Source organism: Staphylococcus sp. HMSC071G07 (assembly GCF_001811435.1).
Lineage (GTDB): Bacteria > Bacillota > Bacilli > Staphylococcales > Staphylococcaceae > Staphylococcus > Staphylococcus pettenkoferi.
This window is the reverse complement of the sequence record NZ_KV804778.1, coordinates 65,802-86,432: the sequence shown is the minus strand read 5'-3', so window position 1 is coordinate 86,432 and position 20,631 is coordinate 65,802. Positions and strand designations below refer to the sequence as shown.

Sequence of the window (20,631 nt, the reverse complement as noted above, 5' to 3'; positions counted from 1 at the left end):
GGTATAATAATTCTTGTAAGCAAGTTGATGATGGTGGCTGCACTTCAATTAGGAGGTGAAGCCTATGCTTTTAAGCGCTTCTTACTTCCTAGAAAGGAAAGTAAGTGACAGATTTTGAATTTGCGATGTTACTCTTAACATCCATTCAAACTCTTGTAATGGTGTTAAGAGCATAAAAAATAAGCCATCATAACTTTGGTTAATGATGACTTATTAAACTCATTATTAGCCATTGTCATAAACGGGCTTACTGGGCGACATGTGACCGCATGTCGTCCTTTTCTTTAGTATACACTTTTTACTTTAGAAATACCACTTTTACCTTCCACTCTAAAGGCGCTCACTCACAACTTCTTCTACTCTCCGCAGTCCATCTCGACTTCTTCGACTTCCATCTTCAAATTGAGTTTGGAGAGTGTATCTTCAAAGTTCTCTAATGTGTAATCTTCGCAAGTGGTTACGAGGGCTTTGACACGTCCTTTACCTTTCGTCACGACGGGTTTCAAATTCTCCATGATGTGACGGGCAGGATCAAGAAATTGATACTGTGGATATAGGATGGTCAAGTACGGTTGTACCCATGGTAAATGCGTTGATGAGAGCGTAAAAGTATCGACTTCAGGATCTTGTTCAACGATGTCAGCTACAAACTCTTTCACATGTTGTTTCACTTCAGCAGGATAGTTGATGAAGTCGCCTGATTCTACTAACTTGATAACATCTGACGCATCGATTGTGTTAATCTTTGCTTGGCTCTCACCTTTCTCCTCATCGATATAGTGCTGGATACGCTCACTTTCAACGAGTGCTTTAGCGCCTAGGACTGCAATATGTCCTGATTTTGAAACTTCAACTGCTTTTTTAATCGGTGGTTTGATACCGTAAATAGGTATGTCGTAATCCTCTTTCACTTCATCTAGCACGAGGACTGAAGGTGCATTCGATGCAACGATGATAGCTTTCAGTTCGTATTGGAGTAGATATTCAATCGTCGTCTTCATGATTTGTCTAAGTTCTTCTTTGCTTTTACCACCATATGGAAAATGCGCACGATCAGCGAAATACAAGATGTTCTGCTTCGGATAGTACTCACGCAAGAGTTCAACGACTGCGTAACTACCGATGCCAGCATCAAACACGGCGATGTTACTTGCCGCTTCTTGTTTCTTCGATTTCATCATAGCACCTTCTATCTCAAATATTGTCCTACCCACTATAACACGGAAGTTTATTGTGAGCTAGCCCGTTTTAATACTTTTTTCATACATGATTAGGTGTTTTCAACCCGTTATATTTCTTATCTGACTAAAAGTGATTAAACCCGCCGATTCCGACGGGTTTAATCACTATTGCGATACTTTTCTCTTATAAGTCTAAACTAGACTTTTAAAATGAACTGCGCCATTCTAGCCAACTTTAAACACTTTTACACACTAAACTCAAAACCTCAACTACATCAATTTCTTCTCAACGCGTTTATTGTAAATCCATCTAATGAATAGCGCGACGGCAATGATGAGACCAACAATACCAAATAATGGGAAGACGAAGTTGACTAATTGAACGAATCCAACGAAGCTCAATCCATAACTCACTACGAGTGATACCGTTAATAGGATAAAGTATTTCATCGTCTTATGCTCAGTGAAACGTGTTAAGAACGGATATAGCATACCGATACAGCTGTTAAAGATAACACCGAACATGACTGCTGACATCAAGATACTCAACCATGGATGAATTTGTTCCGCTAATAATAGTGTTGGGATGTCCACACTATTCGCTGTCTTAATATTGGCTAAAAGTCCTGCTACCATCAATAGTAATAATAAGCTAAAGACGAACCCGCCAATATAAGCGCCGCGACGTGCTGTCTTGTGACTCATCGCTTCACTGCCGACAATCGTTAAGAAACTGAAACTGTTCGCAAGGATTAAGCCACCATAATCAATCGCATTCCACCACCAAGAATGTGTAGATGCTTTAGAAATATCTGTATACTTGTGAACTTGGTCGAATGGAATACTTGGATTGATAATATTGTAACCTGCGATAACTAAGACCACAATCACAAGGAAAGGAGTCACGAAACCTAGGACACTTAAGATCTTGTTAAAGCGTAATTGCAAGACGATAAATAACAGAATAACAATTGCTAGTGAACCGAGCCATTTTGGCACACCGAAACCTTGGTATAGCGCAGAGCCGCCACCTGCGATCATAATCACTGTTATACCAAATAAGAAGAATATAATAACATAGTCTAGAATCGTCCCGACCTTTTTACCAAATAAGCTATGTAGTGAAATATCATAAGGATCTGCATCAAGTCGATAGCCAACTTTCGAAATTTGGCGCGTACCGAATGTAACGATAATCCCCGTAATAATCGCCCCAATATAGGCGTAGTTACCATGATTAATATAGAATTGAACAAGTTCTTGTCCAGTAGTAAACCCTGCACCAACGATAAAGCTCAAGTATGCGAGTGCAATACCGATGGCTGCCTTGTTATGTTTACTAAACATGTCCCTTCTCCTCCTCTTACACTCCGAAATCATATAACAATATCGTATTATAACATATATTTTGCTCCTTATTTTAAAAGTTATTAAAAACTCCAAGTTTAAAGAAAACATTTTTGTTTAGTTGATCGTTGCTTTTATAATAAACAACTTTAAAATGAGTCTGTAAAAAATAAAAGTCCACTCTTTCGCGCTTGCAACAATTAAGCGCCATAAGAACGGACTTTCTTCTCTATTCAAAATAGAATTGATTCACTGATAATATTTCGGCTCTACTGTACCTTCAAGAACATCAAACACCCCTGAAGCGAGGGCTTCCATTTCCATCTCACCTGCGTACACACTTACTGGCGCGATCCATTCCACGTATTGACGAATGCCTTCTGTAATCACATCAGAGTTGGCGATGCCTCCAGTGAGAATAATTTGATCAATTGGTGCTCCTTTAAAGGCCACTGCACGCTCGCCGATCAACTTCGCGACTTGATACGCCATCGCATCTAATATACGCGTTATCTCTGTATCTTCACCATACTGCTGGCTCAATTGAGTTAAATCATTCGTACCGAGTAATGACAGTAACCCTGTCTTTTTACTCAAGAAGTGATCCATCTCATCAGGCGTCATATCATGGTCATAACCGTAGCGATACAACGCGTCATTCGGGATCGAACCAGCACGTTCAGGACTGAAGGCACCTTCGCCCTCTAAGCCTTCGTTCACATCAATGACTTTACCGTGAACGTGCGCACCTACCGTAATACCGCCACCCATATGTGCGACAATCACATTCACATCTCGATAATCTTTACCAACTTGTGCAACGTATTTACGCGCAACACCTTTCTGGTTCAATGCGTGAAAACGACTGATGCGCTCGATACCTTTAATACCCGTAATGCGAGCAATAGGCATCAACTCATCTGTCACAGGTGGGTCAATCGTAAACACTGGAATATTGAATTTCTGGGCGAGTTGATACCCCATCATGCCACTTAAATTAGAGGCATGAATACCATAGTTAAAGGCCTTGAGTTCGTCATATAAGTGCGCATCTACATGATACACACCGCCCTCAATCGGCTTCACTAATCCTCCACGACATGCAATTGCGTCAACATCTTCAAAGTGATAACCAGCTTGTTGAACCCTATGCTCTATCGTTGCTTGGCGCTTTGGTGCCTGCTCAGTCAATGGCAACTGTGTCACCGCTAACTCGTGCGCAATCGTTTCATTCACAACGCACTCTCGTTCTTGATATAAAGCGAATTTAGAGGTAGTACTTCCTAAATTTAAGACTAATACTAAGCGCATCTTCTCACACCTTTCTAACTTAAATTACAACAATTTCAAAGCAAGGACGACGGAATTGAACTTACTCTGTACGTCGTCGGTACGTGACGTTAAGACGATAGGAAACTTCGCACCGACCACTGTACCAATCGTTTCAGCCCCTCCGAATTGCGTCAGTGATTTATACAGCACATTACCTACATCGAGTTGAGGCACGATTAATGCGTCTATATCTCCCGCAACTTCGGATTGAATGCCTTTACGTCGTGCATTGTCCACGTTCATCGCATTATCGAAAGCGAAAGGACCATCTACCTTGAGCTGCGACACCGGATATTCAGTGAAGTAATCTTTAATTTCTGCAGCTTCCACTGACGACGGCACACTCTTCGTCGCCTTTTCAATAGAAGATAGCAGACCTACTTTCAACTCTGAATAGCCTAAGTGTTGCGCAAAGGCATGCAGTTGTTTCACCATTTTGATTCTATCTTCAACGGATGGAGAGACGTTCAACGCAGGATCCGTCATCAACAAGGCTTTCTTGTAGCCTGGAATATCGAAACAGGCCACGTGATTGAGGAAACGTTCATCTCTCATAAAGTGTTTTCGTCGTAACACGAATTTCAAGATATCCGCTGTCATGATGTGCCCTTTCATCAAGATTTGCGTTTGACCCGCTTCAAGATGTGCTTCACACATCGCATACATGTCGTCCTCATTCTCTGCTTGATAGATATGTAATCGTTGACCCACTTCATCTTCAAGTTGAAATTCCTGGATCAACTCTGACACATTTTCAGTATCGTAAATGGATATCTCCGCCTGCGTCTTGGTTAAAATGGTTTGAACAACCTCCATCATATGCGGATCATTCGCTTTGACTAACGAAATATGTCCCTTTAATTGCTCTGGAGCATCTACCAATTCAGAATATAACATCTCACTTCACTCCTTCTCCTGAACTTCTCTCTACATCGCCTTTCGACGTTTCACATGAAACAGTGACACCTACTCGTCAGCCACTTTCTTCATTAATTTACGCAACTTCTCTTCCGTACCTGACTCATACACCGGCGTATAGATACTACAACGTAAATCCGCGTCCCCTTGCACGCGCATCGACGTTAAATCGAATAACATCTTACCTGCTTTCACATGGCGAAATTCAATTTGCATTTCAGGCGCTTTACTTACTTGGCTCTCTTGCCACAACGCTTTAAACTCTGGATACGTTTGACTCATTTCTTCAATAAATTGGTTGTACCACTCATCGCCTAAATAGTGACCGTAATAAGAACGAAAGATGGCGAGGAAACCTTTAACGAAATGATCCCAATTCGTCGCTAGTGCTTTAAACTCCTTCCGCGCAAAGAGTAAACGAATCAAGTTACGTTCTTCTGCAGGGATTTGATTAAAGTCAATAAAGACGTGGGAAGCTGCCGCATTCCATCCGACGATAAAGCAACGTCGGTCGGTCACGATACTAGGACAATATGTCAGCTCATCTAAGATATGTTTGAGCGAATGACTAATTTCAGGTTGTTGATCGTTCCAAACTTTAATTTCTGATGTCTTCTCATACGCCAAATCATATAAATAGTCTTTCTCATCTTGATTCAAACGCAACGTCTTAGCTACTGCTTCAAGCACTTCAGGTGATACTTTAATATCACGGCCTTGTTCCAACCATGTGTACCACGTCGTACTCACTCCTGATAATCGTGCCACTTCTTCACGTCGTAATCCTGGGGTACGGCGACGATTTCCTGGAGGCAAGCCAATCGATTCTGGTTTGATTTGTGCACGTTTGATCTTGAGAAACTCTGACAGTGTATTTAATCTTTTTTGATCATCCATTTATGTATTGCACCTCAATTTAAGCTCACTCTATTGATATTAAAAGTCATCGCAACTCAACTTCAACCATTGTCTCACGCTGAGCCTATTACCTATTAGTAATTATACCATGATAAATCCAACTATTGTAATAGGATAGTATGCTTTTTACAATAATAATAAAAGAGTAATTTGGAGGAATAGGTTATGGAAAGAGTTGTAATCACCGGCATGGGTGTGGTTTCTCCAGTAGGTAACGATTTAGATACGTTCTGGAATAATTTAATTGCCGGAAAGTCTGGAATCTCTGAAATAGATACGATGGATACTTCCAAGCATAAAGTGAAATTCGGCGGCGTCGTACGTGACTTTGATAGCGAAGCACTACTCGGCCGTAAAGCTGCACGTCGTATGGACAAATTTGCGCAATTCGCGTTAGTCGCTGCTCAACAAGCATGGGATCAATCAGGACTCACTTCTGACAATATCGATTCCGCACGTCTTGGTGCTTACGTTGGTTCAGGAATTGGCGGCTTTGAAACGCTATTCCAAAACTTCTTGAAACTACAAGAGAAAGGCCCTCGACGTGTAAGTCCAACGCTCGTACCTTCCATGATGGCCAATGCCGCTTCAGCTCAAATCACAATCAGATTCGGCGCAATGGGACCTTCAATGTCACCTGTTTCTGCATGTGCAACAGGTAACCACTCTATCGGTGAAGCTTTCCGTCTCATCCGCTCTGGTGAAGCTGATGCGATGTTCGCGGGTGGTACAGAATCAGCTATTAATGATATTTCACTCGCAAGTTTCGGTAATGCCCGTGCATTATCTACACGTAACGACGACCCACAAGGTGCAAGTCGCCCATTCGATGTTGATCGTGATGGTTTCGTCATCGCAGAAGGTGCCGGCATTCTTATTCTAGAATCCCTTTCTCATGCGAAGGCACGTGGTGCGAACATACTCGCAGAAATGGTCGGTTACGGCGCAAGCTCAGATGCATATCATATGGTCGCAACACATCCTGAAGGCGAAGGTGCTTACCTTGCAATGAAAGCAGCGTTCAGAAGTGCGAATCTCGATCCATCCGAAGTCGATGTTGTTAACGCGCATGCAACAAGCACACCAGTAGGCGACGTATCCGAAACGAAAGCCTTGAAACAACTCTTAGGTGATCATGCATACAACTTACCAATTACTGCCAATAAATCTATGTTTGGCCACATGCTCGGTGCTGCAGGTGGCGCGGAAGCAATCTCACTCGCGATGAGTATTCAGAACGATATCGTCCCTCCAACAATTAACTTGGAGAACCAAGATCCTGAGTGCGATTTAGATTATGTAGCGAATGAAGCCCGTGAATTGCCACTTCGCGTAGGTATTTCCAACTCATTCGGTTTCGGCGGTCACAACGCTGCGCTCATCTTTAAAAAATACGAAGATGATTAATGACTAAAGGTTATACAAGTCACACCTACTATAGAAATGAGGAAGACTCTGGGACGTAATAAAAAATTACAATAAGCTCAAGCAATTACGCAATAGTTGTCTGCATTTGAAATAACTGACGCTGTCTCAAATACAAGTCATCCTTGCGGGGGCAAGACTACGAAATCCTAGATTTCTGTCTTGCTCCCTTCTTTTATTTGACTCACTTCACTAGAACTTTTAAAAAACTCGCAATCCAAATCAGATAGCTTAAAATCATGGCTTGCTATGCTACAATATAATTATTTAAATCAGACTATTGAAATAAAAGAGGGATAATCATGCGCGACGTCCGTCCAGGAGAAATCCAAAAAGGATCAAAAGAATATACTAATATTATCATCGCTCTGTTTATTGCAGGATTCACCATCTTCTCAATCTTATATAGTGTGCAACCACTCATACCTGCGTTCTCTAGACATTTCCACGTCAATGAAACTTGGGCAAGTATACCGCTCTCAATAGCAACATTGACGCTTGCAATTGCGATGTTATTCTTCGGAGCAATTTCTGAAGTCGTAGGTCGGAAACCGATCATGTTCTTCTCCGTCATCTCGGTTTCACTACTCGCTATAGTACAACCCTTTATCGACAACTTTAATGTGTTCCTGGCACTCCGTTTCATTCAAGGTATTTGTCTCGCCGGTCTTCCTTCTATCGCGATGGCGTATATCGGTGAGGAGATTTCTGAAATCAGTTTACCTCAAGCGATGGGAACGTACATTAGTGGGAATGCGTTCGGCGGTGCTTTCGGACGCGTATTCACTGGTTTTATTGCCAGTTTATTCGGCTACAAAGTCGGTATGATTGCGGTTGGCGTGATTAGTTTATTTGCCGCAGTACTCTTTATCTTTCTACTACCAAGTTCACGCAACTTTACGAAACAGCGCTTCCACCTCGGCGAACTCTTACGCAGTTACGGACAACATTTGCGTAACCCACGTTTGCTCAAGCCCTTTATGTTAGGGTTCTTACTCTTAGGATGTAACGTAGCCGCATTCAACTACATTAGTTTCGAGCTCGAATCTGCGCCCTATCATGTACACAAAGGGTTAATCAGTTTCATTTATCTACTCTTCTTGCTCGGCATGTTGTCTTCCATGTTGAACGCCAAGTTACGTGCGAAACTAGGCACTTTACGTGCGTTGAAGTTGAGCTTAATCACACTGATGGTCGGAATTTGGATCACCCTACTTCCGTTCATTATTTTTAAAATTCTTGGGCTTGCCTTCACGATTTATGCATTCTTTAGCGGTCATGCGATCGCCAGTGCTGTCGTTGCGAGTCGTGCAGAACACCATAAAGCACAGCCATCAAGCCTTTATCTTCTCTTCTATTATATTGGCTCTTCCGTCGGTGGTACGCTCGCGGGTTATTTCTACGGTCTCATCCATTGGCCAGGTGTCGCCCTTATGATTACAATCTTTATGGTCATAGGTTTAGTGATTGCTATGACGATTCGTAAAAGTAGAGATATACGGTAAAAGAAATATCATGCTCTCTCAACGTTAGATAAAACCATCCGTACAAACGGGTGATTTTATTTTATTATGATTAAATCAATATCGATGAAGGCTAACAAACACGTTAGAAATGTATTTATATATAATTTAATTATGATATATTAAATGTGTAGTAATTATTTATTAGTAATATCGTTTTAGAAGAAGATCTATAACCAAATGCAATAAAAGCAAGACATTCTACTAGAAAGGTTCGATGAGATTGCATTCAGAGAAGATAATGAACATTTACGTGCTAATCATGTTGGTTTTAGTATTTTTTATGCATCGCCTTTTAATTTATTCTATCAGTGGCGATATTTTTGACATGTATTTTTTATGCACTTAACAGGCGTAATGGGTTATATCACCACTATGATTTATTTTAGATACTTAAATATAATTAAAAGTATTTGGTGAGTGTCATAACCAGAGAAATCTAATTGAATCACATAAATAGCGCTAAGCAGTCATAATTAGAAACTGAACTTAGCGCTATTTATATAGGTAATTTTATCCATACTCCAACATACAGATCCTCAAACACAAAACGACCCGCTCCAAAGCTACCCTACTTCAGAACGAGCCATTTCACTCTATCAATTATTCTATATCACTTGCTTGTGGAATCGCTGCTTGTGCCCCAGCACGTTGCACTGTTAACGAGCCGGCTTTGTTCGCATAATCAATCGCGTCACTTAAGTTACTCATATCAGATGCTAAATGGCTTACAAGCGCACCGATAAACGTGTCGCCTGCTGCCGTCGTATCTACTGCTTTGACAGGATAAGCTGGAAGTTGTTCAGATCCAGCATCCGTAGAATAGAAAGTACCGTGCTCTCCTAAAGTAATCAAGACAGTGTGAATGCCTAAATCGTGGAAATACGCTGCGCTCTCACGCATAGATGTTTCATCCGTCACAGGCACACCTGAAAGTGTCTCGGCTTCAGATTCATTCGGCACGATAATATCAATCAGTTGAAGCAAGTCATCAGGCAGTGCTTTCGCAGGCGCTGGATTCAATAGCGTCGTTACGCCATGTGCTCGAGCCATTTTAAACGCAGCAGTAATCGCCGGAATCGGCACCTCTAACTGTGCCACGATAAAGTCTGCTTCCGCAATCGTCTGCTCTGCTCGCGCGACATCTGCTTCATCAATCGTCATGTTCGCGCCGCCATACACATAAATCGTGTTCTGACCTTGCGCATCCACTGTGATAAACGCCTGACCTGTCTGCGCTTGCTCGGTTTCAACCACATAAGACGTATCGATGCCGGCCGCTTCAAAGTCTTTGAACATAAAGTCTGCGATACCTTCCGTACCTACTTTCGAGATAAATGTCGTTTCCGCACCTAAGCGTGCCGTCGCAATCGCTTGGTTCGCGCCTTTACCTCCACCATATGCTTTCTGTGCTTCTTCAACATGCAACGTTTCTCCAGGTTTCGCATAACGCTCTACCGTCAAGAACTGGTCTACATTCGTCGAACCTAAGACGACCACTTTGTTTGTCATATCTATCCCTCCATCGTCATCCAAGCTTACTTGATTATCTTTACTTTAACACATTTCTGTACGCAATTACTTGATGAAGACTGTCACAGCAGCTGCGACAACGATGAGGACGAGACCGATGACCGTCACGACCATCTCTTTGCCAGTCTTACGTTGATTCAACATGTAAATACCTGAAAGCGTAGCGAGGACTACTGAAGTTTGTGACAAGATGAAGCCGGTCGCTAGTCCATTCATTTCTTTCTGAGCTGAAATAAGATAAGTTAACGCACCAAAGGCGAAGAAGAATCCTGAAATGATTTGAAGCCATGTGACTTTCTCTTTGAACGGATTCCCTTTCTTCTTCATCGTGATGAGTCCGTAAATGACTGCCACTAATACCATGCCGATTGCTTGTGGTAAAAAGGCTGTCTGACCGCCTACTGATGAAGCTTGTGGCGCTGCAGAATAAGCCCAGTAACCAATTTCACCAATTAATAATAAAATGACTGCCGTACGGAGATTTTTACTATTAGCAGCTTGACCATTCTCACTCCAAACGGTCATCCAAGCACCGATGAGGATGACGAATAAAGCGATAAAGCCAATAATCTTGTGAGATACGCCTGGCCAATCACCTAGAGCAATGACACCCCAAAGTGATGCACCAAGGAGCTGGAATGCAGTCGTAATCGGCATCGCACGAGATGAACCGATATATTCAAAGGATTTGAAAGTAATAATCTGTCCAAAGCCCCAACCTGCACCAGATATAATAGATAAGACTAAATCCATACCCGTTGGAAAGCCATTGGATGAGAACGCCGCAAATACTGCCGCGAAGATAAGAGTACCAATCGTTGCGCCGATAATTTGGTTGACGGGACGACCGCCAAATTTAGATGCCACCGTTGGGAAGAGCCCCCAACCGAGTAAAGGTCCGAGACCTACAAGTATAGCTACAATTTCCAAATCTTACACCTCTATCATTAAATTTATTTATATCTCGTAAATGACATAAGCGTTTGAAACGTGAGTGCGATGTATCAGTTGTCACATCTTATTCTTAGGTGACATCGTGCTCTACGTGCCATTTCAATTTCCCCACACCGTATTTTATCACGGAGATTTATCCGAGAGAAAACACTTCACCTTGTATCAGTGGGACAAATAAATGACTACTAGTGAGGATAGTAAAAGAAAAGCTAAAGTAGAATTATTAATAATTCAAAAGTACGTTATATGCACAATCTGATAAACTGAAGTCAAAGGGGGATGCGAAATGAAACGCTTTGATGCACACTTTCACATTATTGATTACGACTATGATATACATGAGAATAACGGCTATTGGCCACCACAATTTGATGTCGAGCAATACCGCTCGGCCACTAGCGACCTTGAAATTGCTGGAGGTGCCATTGTTTCTGGTTCTTTCCAAGGTTTTGACCAAGATTACTTAATCGACGCTTTAGAACAATTAGGACCTCGCTTCGTTGGTGTGACGCAATTACCCATGTCTACTACAGACGAAGAAATAATTGACTTAAACCGTAAAGGCGTCCGTGCCTTACGTTTCAACGTTAAACGCGGCGGTTCAGAATCTTTAAAGAACCTAGAATACTTCGCGCAACGTGTGTATGACCTTGTCGGATGGCATAGCGAGTTGTATATCGATTCACAACAGTTACCCGATATTTCCCAGGTAATACATCGTTTGCCTGCAATTTCTATTGATCATCTCGGATTATCTAAAGATGGTCTACCTCATTTACTTGATGCGGTAGATCATGGCGTACGCGTGAAAGCAACGGGCTTTAGTCGAGTTGATCTCGATGTAGCGAAAGCGATGCGTCAAATTTATGAAGTAAATCCAGATGCGTTAATGTTTGGAACAGATTTACCATCTACCCGCGCGCCTCGCCCATTTAGTGTAGAAGATGTCCATTTGATTGAGGATACCTTTGATGCACAGGCTTGTGAGAAGATTTTCTGGGAAAACGCACATGAATGGTACCGAATTGGAAGATAACTCTGCCTCGGCATCTGGTATAAATCATAACTTGTATGATGGCGTCTCTGTTTTGTAGAACTTTCACAACACACACAAACGCAAAACACCTCCGCTGGTAATAAATCATACCAACGGAGGTGTTTTTATAGTTTAGACGCGATCTTATTTTTGATCTAACTTGAGCGCTTTATCTGTTTCTTTACGGATTTTCTTCATTAATTCGTGATCGTTAATGAGAGATTCACCGTAAGATGGAATCATTTTCTTAATCTTAGGTTCCCAATCTTTAGCGTACTCTGGGAAGTTCTTCTCTAGTACTTCAAGCGCTACAGATACTGAAGTTGAAGCCCCTGGTGATTCACCTAATAAAGCGATAACAGAGTGGTCTTCTGAGTTAACAACTTCTGTACCGAATTGGATAAATCCACGACCTTCTTCTTTCGTATCTTTGATAACTTGAACACGTTTACCAGCAATGTGTAAGTCCCAATCTTCGTCTTTCGCATCTGGGATGAAACGACGTAATTCTCTCATGCGGTCTTCTTTCTTCTGAAGTACTTGTTGCACAGAGTATTTAAGCAATGGCACGTTCTTCACTGCTGAAGCTAATAAAGTAATAAAGTTGTTTGGTTTCACTGATTTGAATAAGTCTAAGTTTGAACCATTTTTTAAGAATTTAGGGCCGATTGCCGCGAATGGTCCGAATAATAGACTCTTCTGACCGCCAAGATAACGTTTATCTAAGTGCGGTACTGTCATTGGTGGTGTGCCTGGTGGTTCTTTACCGTATACTTTCGCATCGTGTTGTTCAACCACTTCTGGTTTGTTACAAACTAAGAATGCACCGCTGATTGGGAAACCACCTAAGTGCTTGCTTTCTGGGATTCCTGTTTTTTGTAATAAAGGAATTGCCCAACCGCCGGCACCGATAAAGATGTAGTCAGCTGATTGAACTTCAACTTTGTTTGTTTCTAAGTTACGGATCTTAACTTCCCATTTACCATCATTACGACGGTTGAAGTCAAGTACTTCGTGACGGTAATGTACATCTACTGCGTCACTGTTTTCTAAGTTATGTGCAAGTTGGCGAGTTAATTCACCGAAGTTCACGTCTGTACCGTGATCGATCTTACTTGCAGCAATTGGAGATGCTGAATTACGATCTTTCATCATTAATGGAATCCATTTAGCGATTTGATCGTGATCTTCACTATATTCGATTGTTTCGAACATAGGGTGTTGTTTTAATGTTTCATAACGTTTTTTCAAGAAATTAACGTTGTTCACGCCTGCTACGAAACTTAAGTGTGGTAGCGGATGAATGAAGTCACGTGGGTCTTTGATCACGTTGTTCTTCACTAAGTGAGACCAGAATTGTTTAGAAATCTCGAATTGTTCGTTGATTTGTTTCGCTTTCTCAATATCAACTGAACCGTCTGGTTGCTCCACTGTATAGTTTAATTCACATAAAGCAGCATGGCCTGTACCTGCGTTAGAATCATCGTAAGAACTTTCTAAGCCAGGACGATCCATGCGTTCGTAAAGCTTAATATTCCAATTTGGTTCAACGTTTTTAAGTAAAGTACCAAATGTAGTACTTAACACGCCGGCACCAATGAGAATAACGTCTTTAGAGTTACTCATAGATATCCACCTTCCTGAAATTCGGACACTATCATCATCCAGCGAAACTACAAACGGGGTAGGTTGTTTGTGGAAACGCAAAGTCACGTCTCTCTTTCGCCGCAAAAAAATAGCGTTCCGATACAATATCTTTATTCAACTCTTTTACAATGTTGACGCTGATTATAATCGAGTTGCTTTCAGTTCTATTTTACCACTTTGTAGGATAGACTACAAAGGTTAAATTTATCATTTAGCGTCCAATAGAACTATTTTCATTTACCATTTTAAAGGATAACAATTCAAATGTAAATCTTAAGAATTATGCCCTATTAAAGTCGAGAATGACATTAAATTTAACACAACTCTTAACGAAATTTTTCGAATACTTTTGTTAGGTGTCTCTATCTAAGTATGTTATAGTTTCTTTGTTAAAACATTAACCGTTGCGTACGAGACTCAAACATGCAACTTATAGAATCAGATTATTTTTTACAGAATATTTAAACATCAAGTGCTAGAAACGGATTAGACTAAAGGGAGTATTTTTAATGAAGAAAACGGACTTGATTGCACCGGAGCAATACAACATTGTCTCCGAGATTGAGCAATACGCAGAACAAGCTGACAAGAAAGCGCTCATCTATCATGATGACGAGGGTCACCAAACGACAGTGACCTACGCAGAACTCATCGCCGGCGCAAACCAATATGGCCACGTCTTTAAAGCGCACGGCCTCAAAAAAGGTGACAAACTGCTCATCCTCATGCCGCGCTCTATCGAGACCTACTATCTCTATATCGCTGCGTTGAAATTAGGTGTCATCGTTATTCCTGGATCTGAGATGCTACGCACGAAAGACTTGCAGTATCGCATCCAACATGGTGAAGTTACTGCGGTTGCTTCAGTCGATGTCGGCGCTGAACAATTCGAACGTGTTGACGGTATCGACCATGTGACGAAATTTATCATCGGTCAGCCTCGCGACCAGTGGATTGACCTTACCGGCGAAGCGCAAGACCAAAGCACTGATCTAGAGACGATTCCGACACATCGCGATGACGTTGCTTTTCTACCTTATACATCTGGTACGACTGGTAATCCGAAAGCCGTTATCCATACGCATGGTTGGGGCTATGCCCACTTACAAATGGCGCCGAAACACTGGCTATGCATCGAAGAAGATGATTTAGTGTGGGCGACAGCTGCACCGGGTTGGCAGAAATGGGTCTGGAGTCCTTTCTTATCTATTATGGGCACAGGCGCCACTGCTTTTATCTACAACGGTCGTTTCAACGCTGAAACGTATCTCAAGCTACTTCAAGACAACCACATTAACGTGCTCTGCTGTACACCAACCGAATATCGTATCATGTCCAAGTTAGAGAATCTCACGGATTACGACCTCAGTCACTTGCACAGCGCGGTATCTGCTGGTGAACCACTCAACCGTGAAGTGATTGATCAATTCCGCGACAACTTCAATCTCTCTGTACGCGATGGTTACGGACAAACTGAAAGTACGTTACTCATCGGTTTCTTGAAAGAGACTGAGTTGAGACCTGGTGCGATGGGTAAAGCGATTCCTGGTAGTGAGACTTGTGTCGTTGATGATGACGGCAATCCTGTTCCGCCAAATACAGTGGGCAATATCGCAGTGCCACTCGATTTACCTGCCCTCTTCCACGGCTATTACAAAGACCCTGAACGTACGAAAGCACCTCAACGTGGAGACTACTACATCACAGGTGACCAAGCCTATATGGACGAGGACGGTTACTTCTGGTTTGATGGTCGTAAAGACGATATCATCATCAGTTCAGGTTACACGATTGGACCTTTCGAGGTAGAGGATTCCCTCATCAAACATCCTGATGTGAAAGAGTGTGCAGTTGTGGCAAGTCCACACGAGCTACGCGGTAATATCGTCAAAGCGTTTATCATTCCGCAAGACGGTGTAGCGCGTGATGAGGCTACGGTTAAAAAGCTTCAGAATTACGTGAAGCAAGATGTTGCACCATACAAATATCCTCGTGCCATCGAATTTGTCGATGACTTACCAAAGACTAATTCAGGTAAAATACGTCGTGTTGAACTCCGAGATTTAGAACAACGCCGTTATGACGAACAACATCGTTCTTAAATAGATTAAACCCCGCCATCGTTTGAATGGCGGGGTGTTTTATATTGAGTTCGACTGATTACAGCGAGCTTAACTACCCGCTAACCTGCATAATCGCTTTACTCATCAGCAACGTCGCTGCCCTACTCACTATCAAAACCACTGAACTTCTACTACTCATTTACAACTAGCGCCACTTAACTTCCATTACTCGCTCACTTGAATCACAATCTTGCCTTTCGCATGACCTTGTTCAGAGTATTCTAGCGCGCCTTGTGTTTCGTTAAAGTGGAAGACTTTATCGACGATAGGTTTAATCTTGCCTTCTTCTACTAAAGATCTGATCTTCTTAAGCTGGTCACCGCTCGGATGCATAAAGAGGAACTCATAATTTGTGCCAGTTTGACGCGCCTTTTTATTCAGCTTACGAGACGCAAATTGGAAAAGTTTCTGCTTCGCCCAACCGAGCTTCATCTCGCGTGCCACACGTTCAGTTGGCATACCAGAAATTGAGGCAACTGTTCCACCCTTTTTCAAAATATCAAAAGCCTTATCCAAATTCTCGCCACCTAACGTATCAAAGACGCCATCATAATCGGATAAGACTTGAGAGAAATCGTGTTCTTTATAGTTAATAATCTCGTCAGCACCTAACGATTTCACGAGTTCAACACCACGATCACTCACCGTGGTCGCAACGTGTAAATCCATCGCTTTCGCCAATTGGATGGCAAACGTACCGACGCCGCCTGACCCAGCTTGAATCAACACTTTCTGTCCGGCTTGTAAATGCATTACTTCATTCAACGCCTGATACGCCGTCAATCCTACAAGCGGAAGACTCGCCGCTTCTTCATAACTCAATCCTTCAGGCATCGGCGCAATCTCGCTCACATCAATCGCAATATATTCCGCAAACGTACCAATCTTATCTTTACGTGGGCGAACATAAACGTTGTCACCAACTTGATATTGGTCAACATTCGAACCTACTGCTGTCACTACGCCTGAGAAATCGTTTCCTAAGATAAGCGGAAAGTTAAATTTCAACAGCGGCTTCAACTTGCCATCACGAATCTTGAAATCAATCGGGTTCACACTCGCCGCTTTGATCTTCACACATACTTCATTCAGCCCTACTTCCGGCATCGGCATGGTCTGTTCGTGCACAGGATTATTGCCGTATTTATCAATCACCATCGCTTGCATTGTTTCAGACATCTACGTCACCTCTTCTATATTTAAGTTATTCATATTATAGACGCACATGTCAATTTTAACCATTGATTTTAACTGTGGTCACGTCCTCCACAGGTTGGTAAAAGGTCATCTCATCCGCTTCTAATAAATCTTCATTCATCTCAAGCTCGACAATTTGATTAGAGTAATAGTGCTTACAATACAATGTCCGCGTCGTCAGATTAATTACGGTTTGATACATCGTGTAGTGAATCTCTTCACCGTCCGGACGCACAGCTCCTCTCGGTATACTTACTGCATCTAATATTTTAAAAGCAGACCAGAATGTCGCAGATTCCGGCATATCTGTCACTATATTGTGTTTCAAGTAAGCAGCACGGACAAAGCGCTCTGGAGAAGAGAAGCCGCCTGGTAAGCCTTGCGTACCACCCTCATTACCATGCACATCAAAGATTTGATTGCCAAAGGTATTCGGCTCGGGTTTAGATGGCTTCAAGTGACTATAATTGAGTAAATTCTCATAATGCCACTCTAAACTTGGATTATTCGTTAGAACGCCCACCGGATTGTCATTAATCTTTAACGCGCCTTCAACAAACATCAATTCCACAGAACGTCCTGTCGCATCTGCAATGTGATAATGCAACGGTGGAACTTCACCGAGATCATCGAGTTTGTATGCCACCACATTTACTTGATCAGCATTCGTCTCGAGTTCGGCGATATCTTTGTTGTAGCCTAAGACCCAGTTCAATACTTCACTTGGCGCAATATTAATCGCACCTTCCACTACCTCTGTCGCATAAGAGCTATTTCCCCGGAAATATTGATTCGAAGCTGCAAGCCCATGTTCGTTCACTCCATCACCAAAGATGAACCCGTCCATCTGACAACCTGTACCCATAAAGCCATATAACGTCTCACCTTGGTAGTCGACACGCGATTTCCAATAATGATGACGTGGCGAAATCGCTGGCTGGCCTTCGAGATGATGCACGAAATCCATCGTACGCGCAAACAATACGTTTTGATTCTGAGTCATGAGCGTTAACCCTGTACACATAGACATCTTTCCTTTCTAGAAAATGATTTGAGATAAATAGATAACCGCAACTACGGTAATAGCGCTTAGTAAAGTTGAAATAAAGACCAATTGTGCTGCAAGTTCTGGATAATTGTCATATTCTTGCGCAATCACTGAACTATTCACAGAAGTTGGCATAGCTGAAGCAATAAATAATGCTTGCGCAATCATGCCATGGAAACCTAATACGTAGATGATGCCGAGCGCGATGATGGGTCCGATAATCAAGCGAATAATGATATAGAAATAAGCGGACGTCCATTTGAAAGTAAATTTAAAGCGCGCAATTTGAGCACCTAGCAAGATCAACGCGATAGGAATCATCGCTTGAGCTAAGTAATTCAAAGGTGTCCACGCAAACTTCGGTATAGGTAGATTCGCATAGTTAAAGATGATGGCCAGAACTAACGCATACAGAATCGGCATCTTGAAATAGCCGAGTAACGCTTTTAACTTCCCTACCTGTACGGACTGAATCGCAAATATGCCATAAGTGAAAGTGAAGAGATTCTGCAACGTCAGGACAATAACCTGCGCTGACATCGCTAACGCGTCCCCTTTAAAGACGATGTCGTTGACCGGTGCGCCATAGTTTCCAGAATTGAAGAACAGCACACTGTTATTAAGCGTAGTATCCTTGGCTGGGTTGAGTCTTAATACCGCCGAGAGCACTTTTACAATCAGGTAAAGCACTAGAACATAGAGTCCAAAGAAGACGGCAATATATAAGAGAAGGCTCGGATTCAGCGTCGTCTTGTAGAACTTCACAAAGATAAAGCCTGGCACAAAGACGTAAATATTGAGCTTCGCGAGCGTTCCTAAATGTAGATCGAACTTGATATGTAAGATGTAGCCCAAACCGATGAGGATAAATATCGGCACGAGAACCGTTACGAGTATTGAAACCATTGCCATATGTGGTCACCCCCTTTGTCATCACAAGAAAGCGCTTTAATAATTACCTATAATGATACGGGATATTGAACGGTTTGAATACCCTTGTGAGTTTGAAAAATCGCGGTAAACAAAGGTTTATATAAAGCATGTAGGTGTGAGGGCCGCCCTGCAGAATTTGAATTCCTTTTAAACAAAGTCGCTTTAAACGTAAAAAAATCCGCTAACTCAAGTTTAAGACTCGAATTAGCGGATAAGATGAGACTAACAACTTATTTAATGTAGTTGTAAGAACCAGCTTGGCTTGCTGAGATTGTACGTGAAGTTACAACACCAGGGCCATGACCGTAGTTCATTTCTGAAACTTTAACTGAACCGTCATTGTTAACGTTCTCAACGTAAGCTACGTGACCAAAGCCACCTTGAGATGTTTGCATGATTGCACCTTGCTTAGGTGAGTTGTCTACAGTGTAACCAGATTGAGCTGCTGCGTTAGCCCAGTTCTTAGCATCGCCCCAAGTTGAACCGATCTTGCCACCTACTTTGTCATATACATAGTAAGTACATTGACCAGAAGTGTAAAGGTTTGAACCAGAACCAGATTTACCTGCGAATGCAGCGCCACCTTGGTTGCTTGAAGGTGCAGATTGAGTTGTTACTTTCACGTTGTTACTTGAAGTGCTTTGTGTATTGTAAGTAGCACCTTTACCACCAGTAGTGTTGTTGTTAGTTGTGTAAGTTTGTGGTTGGTAGTTAGCGTTATTGTTTGTTGTATAGTTATAGCTGTAATTATTGTTATTAGTGTAATTGTAGCTGTAGTTATTGTTGTTTACATTATTGTAGTTATAGCTAGTTGCTTGTTGACCTTGAGCTTGTGGTGCTTGGCTTGGGCTCCAGTTACCTTGCCAAGTGTAGTGATAGTTACCTTGTTGGTCAATTGTGTAGTGGTAGCTATATGACATTGGATCATTTGGATTATATCCATTATTTGTATTCTCCGCTGCGTCAGCGTCATGGTGTGCGAAAGCTAATGCTGCGATACCTGCAGAAGCGATTGATGCTGTAGCGATTTTTTTATTCATAATAAAATATCCTCCTAATGATTTCGTGAAATTTTGTTTCGTTTTTTGCTCTAACGTCTATATACAATAAGTGAACTTTTTGTTTTCTTAATTAACGACAAGTCACACTCTAACAAACATACAAGGGTTTGTGGGCGATGTTATTACTTTGTAATTGATACATAATAAAGTGGCGCGCTCTGTAATATTTCTGTCTTTTTCTGTAAAAGCTATAGCTACTGTCATGATGCATTTTTAGAAACCCTCTCATTTCGAAAGCGTTTTCACTATGTAACATTTTTTCATTTGTTTTTTCCTTGTTGCAATACATTATCCCGTCTTTTGTGTATATTTTTATGCGTTTTCTCTGTTTAAAACGACCCTCTAGCCCTCACTTTACGAACAGTATTTTCCACTTTTTCACTTCTATCTAATGTAAAAAAAGAGTGCCAACCGAAGTTGACACTCTGAAAACAATCCATTCATCTCAATGAGTG

General features: G+C 41.9%; 16 protein-coding genes. 4 read left to right on the top strand and 12 right to left on the bottom strand.

Annotated features, from left to right (window positions below; all coding sequences use genetic code 11):
* Nucleotides 1-356: 356 nt before the first annotated feature.
* The 5 genes from HMPREF2802_RS08705 to HMPREF2802_RS08685 all read right to left on the bottom strand — a co-directional run bounded on the left by HMPREF2802_RS08705 (nt 357) and on the right by HMPREF2802_RS08685 (nt 5,675).
* Nucleotides 357-1,178, bottom strand: a complete 822-nt coding sequence (locus HMPREF2802_RS08705) for a glutamate racemase (RefSeq protein WP_176744787.1) — start codon at nt 1,176-1,178, stop codon at nt 357-359.
* 273 nt (nt 1,179-1,451) lie between these two features.
* The gene (locus tag HMPREF2802_RS08700; protein ID WP_070503704.1) at nt 1,452-2,528 is read right to left on the bottom strand and encodes a YkvI family membrane protein; all 1,077 of its coding nucleotides are present in this window, start codon (nt 2,526-2,528) and stop codon (nt 1,452-1,454) included.
* A gap of 249 nt (nt 2,529-2,777) precedes the next feature.
* A complete protein-coding gene (gene buk / locus HMPREF2802_RS08695; protein WP_070503701.1) occupies nt 2,778-3,839 on the bottom strand; it encodes a butyrate kinase in 1,062 nt (353 codons plus the stop codon).
* Nucleotides 3,840-3,863: 24 nt separating this feature from the next.
* Nucleotides 3,864-4,757 carry a phosphate acyltransferase gene (locus HMPREF2802_RS08690; RefSeq protein ID WP_070503698.1) on the bottom strand — a complete coding sequence of 298 codons (894 nt, stop codon included), beginning with the start codon at nt 4,755-4,757 and terminating at the stop codon, nt 3,864-3,866.
* A gap of 69 nt (nt 4,758-4,826) precedes the next feature.
* The gene (locus HMPREF2802_RS08685) at nt 4,827-5,675 is read right to left on the bottom strand and encodes a helix-turn-helix transcriptional regulator (protein ID WP_070503695.1); all 849 of its coding nucleotides are present in this window, start codon (nt 5,673-5,675) and stop codon (nt 4,827-4,829) included.
* A 186-nt stretch (nt 5,676-5,861) separates the two neighbouring features.
* Between HMPREF2802_RS08685 and fabF the strand changes: the two genes are divergently transcribed.
* Nucleotides 5,862-7,103, top strand: coding sequence for a beta-ketoacyl-ACP synthase II (gene fabF / locus HMPREF2802_RS08680; RefSeq protein WP_049408352.1), 1,242 nt, complete (start codon nt 5,862-5,864; stop codon nt 7,101-7,103).
* Nucleotides 7,104-7,423: 320 nt separating this feature from the next.
* Nucleotides 7,424-8,626, top strand: a complete 1,203-nt coding sequence (locus HMPREF2802_RS08675) for an MFS transporter (protein ID WP_070503693.1) — start codon at nt 7,424-7,426, stop codon at nt 8,624-8,626.
* Nucleotides 8,627-9,247: 621 nt separating this feature from the next.
* Here the strand turns inward: HMPREF2802_RS08675 and rbsK are convergent.
* Together rbsK and rbsU are read right to left on the bottom strand one after the other, a co-directional pair.
* Nucleotides 9,248-10,156, bottom strand: a complete 909-nt coding sequence (gene rbsK / locus HMPREF2802_RS08670; RefSeq protein WP_070503690.1) for a ribokinase — start codon at nt 10,154-10,156, stop codon at nt 9,248-9,250.
* Between the two features lie 66 nt (nt 10,157-10,222).
* Entirely contained in the window at nt 10,223-11,107 is an 885-nt protein-coding gene (gene rbsU, locus HMPREF2802_RS08665) for a ribose/proton symporter RbsU (protein ID WP_002472804.1), read from the bottom strand.
* 310 nt (nt 11,108-11,417) lie between these two features.
* On the opposite strand from rbsU, the gene HMPREF2802_RS08660 reads away from it, so the two are divergent.
* Nucleotides 11,418-12,167, top strand: coding sequence for an amidohydrolase family protein (locus HMPREF2802_RS08660; protein WP_070503687.1), 750 nt, complete (start codon nt 11,418-11,420; stop codon nt 12,165-12,167).
* Nucleotides 12,168-12,311: 144 nt separating this feature from the next.
* Here HMPREF2802_RS08660 and mqo read toward each other — a convergent pair whose 3' ends face one another.
* Nucleotides 12,312-13,793, bottom strand: coding sequence for a malate dehydrogenase (quinone) (gene mqo, locus HMPREF2802_RS08655; protein WP_049409411.1), 1,482 nt, complete (start codon nt 13,791-13,793; stop codon nt 12,312-12,314).
* 530 nt (nt 13,794-14,323) lie between these two features.
* On the opposite strand from mqo, the gene mbcS reads away from it, so the two are divergent.
* Nucleotides 14,324-15,916, top strand: a complete 1,593-nt coding sequence (mbcS, locus tag HMPREF2802_RS08650) for an acyl-CoA synthetase MbcS (RefSeq protein ID WP_070503684.1) — start codon at nt 14,324-14,326, stop codon at nt 15,914-15,916.
* A 186-nt stretch (nt 15,917-16,102) separates the two neighbouring features.
* On the opposite strand, the gene HMPREF2802_RS08645 is transcribed toward mbcS, so the two are convergent.
* From HMPREF2802_RS08645 to HMPREF2802_RS08630, 4 genes are all read right to left on the bottom strand, one after another.
* Nucleotides 16,103-17,104 carry an NADP-dependent oxidoreductase gene (locus HMPREF2802_RS08645; RefSeq protein WP_176744788.1) on the bottom strand — a complete coding sequence of 334 codons (1,002 nt, stop codon included), beginning with the start codon at nt 17,102-17,104 and terminating at the stop codon, nt 16,103-16,105.
* A 67-nt stretch (nt 17,105-17,171) separates the two neighbouring features.
* Nucleotides 17,172-18,158 carry a choloylglycine hydrolase family protein gene (locus tag HMPREF2802_RS08640; protein WP_070503679.1) on the bottom strand — a complete coding sequence of 329 codons (987 nt, stop codon included), beginning with the start codon at nt 18,156-18,158 and terminating at the stop codon, nt 17,172-17,174.
* Between the two features lie 15 nt (nt 18,159-18,173).
* Nucleotides 18,174-19,094: an AEC family transporter gene (locus tag HMPREF2802_RS08635; protein WP_070503677.1), complete on the bottom strand. Its 921-nt coding sequence runs from the start codon at nt 19,092-19,094 to the stop codon at nt 18,174-18,176.
* A 251-nt stretch (nt 19,095-19,345) separates the two neighbouring features.
* Complete coding sequence (locus tag HMPREF2802_RS08630; protein WP_070503674.1) at nt 19,346-20,155, bottom strand: CHAP domain-containing protein; 810 nt, start codon at nt 20,153-20,155, stop codon at nt 19,346-19,348.
* Nucleotides 20,156-20,631: the final 476 nt, after the last annotated feature.

Excerpts from the sequence above, each read along its gene's own strand:
- mbcS (WP_070503684.1), top strand. The coding sequence starts at position 14,324 with ATGAAGAAAACGGACTTGATTGCACCGGAGCAATACAACATTGTCTCC.
- HMPREF2802_RS08660 (WP_070503687.1), top strand. The coding sequence starts at position 11,418 with ATGAAACGCTTTGATGCACACTTTCACATTATTGATTACGACTATGAT.
- HMPREF2802_RS08635 (WP_070503677.1), bottom strand. The coding sequence starts at position 19,094 with ATGGCAATGGTTTCAATACTCGTAACGGTTCTCGTGCCGATATTTATC.
- HMPREF2802_RS08690 (WP_070503698.1), bottom strand. The coding sequence starts at position 4,757 with ATGTTATATTCTGAATTGGTAGATGCTCCAGAGCAATTAAAGGGACAT.
- buk (WP_070503701.1), bottom strand. The coding sequence starts at position 3,839 with ATGCGCTTAGTATTAGTCTTAAATTTAGGAAGTACTACCTCTAAATTC.
- HMPREF2802_RS08645 (WP_176744788.1), bottom strand. The coding sequence starts at position 17,104 with ATGCAAGCGATGGTGATTGATAAATACGGCAATAATCCTGTGCACGAA.
- HMPREF2802_RS08685 (WP_070503695.1), bottom strand. The coding sequence starts at position 5,675 with ATGGATGATCAAAAAAGATTAAATACACTGTCAGAGTTTCTCAAGATC.
- fabF (WP_049408352.1), top strand. The coding sequence starts at position 5,862 with ATGGAAAGAGTTGTAATCACCGGCATGGGTGTGGTTTCTCCAGTAGGT.
- mqo (WP_049409411.1), bottom strand. The coding sequence starts at position 13,793 with ATGAGTAACTCTAAAGACGTTATTCTCATTGGTGCCGGCGTGTTAAGT.
- HMPREF2802_RS08675 (WP_070503693.1), top strand. The coding sequence starts at position 7,424 with ATGCGCGACGTCCGTCCAGGAGAAATCCAAAAAGGATCAAAAGAATAT.
- HMPREF2802_RS08630 (WP_070503674.1), bottom strand. The coding sequence starts at position 20,155 with ATGAATAAAAAAATCGCTACAGCATCAATCGCTTCTGCAGGTATCGCA.
- HMPREF2802_RS08640 (WP_070503679.1), bottom strand. The coding sequence starts at position 18,158 with ATGTGTACAGGGTTAACGCTCATGACTCAGAATCAAAACGTATTGTTT.
- HMPREF2802_RS08700 (WP_070503704.1), bottom strand. The coding sequence starts at position 2,528 with ATGTTTAGTAAACATAACAAGGCAGCCATCGGTATTGCACTCGCATAC.
- HMPREF2802_RS08705 (WP_176744787.1), bottom strand. The coding sequence starts at position 1,178 with ATGAAATCGAAGAAACAAGAAGCGGCAAGTAACATCGCCGTGTTTGAT.
- rbsK (WP_070503690.1), bottom strand. The coding sequence starts at position 10,156 with ATGACAAACAAAGTGGTCGTCTTAGGTTCGACGAATGTAGACCAGTTC.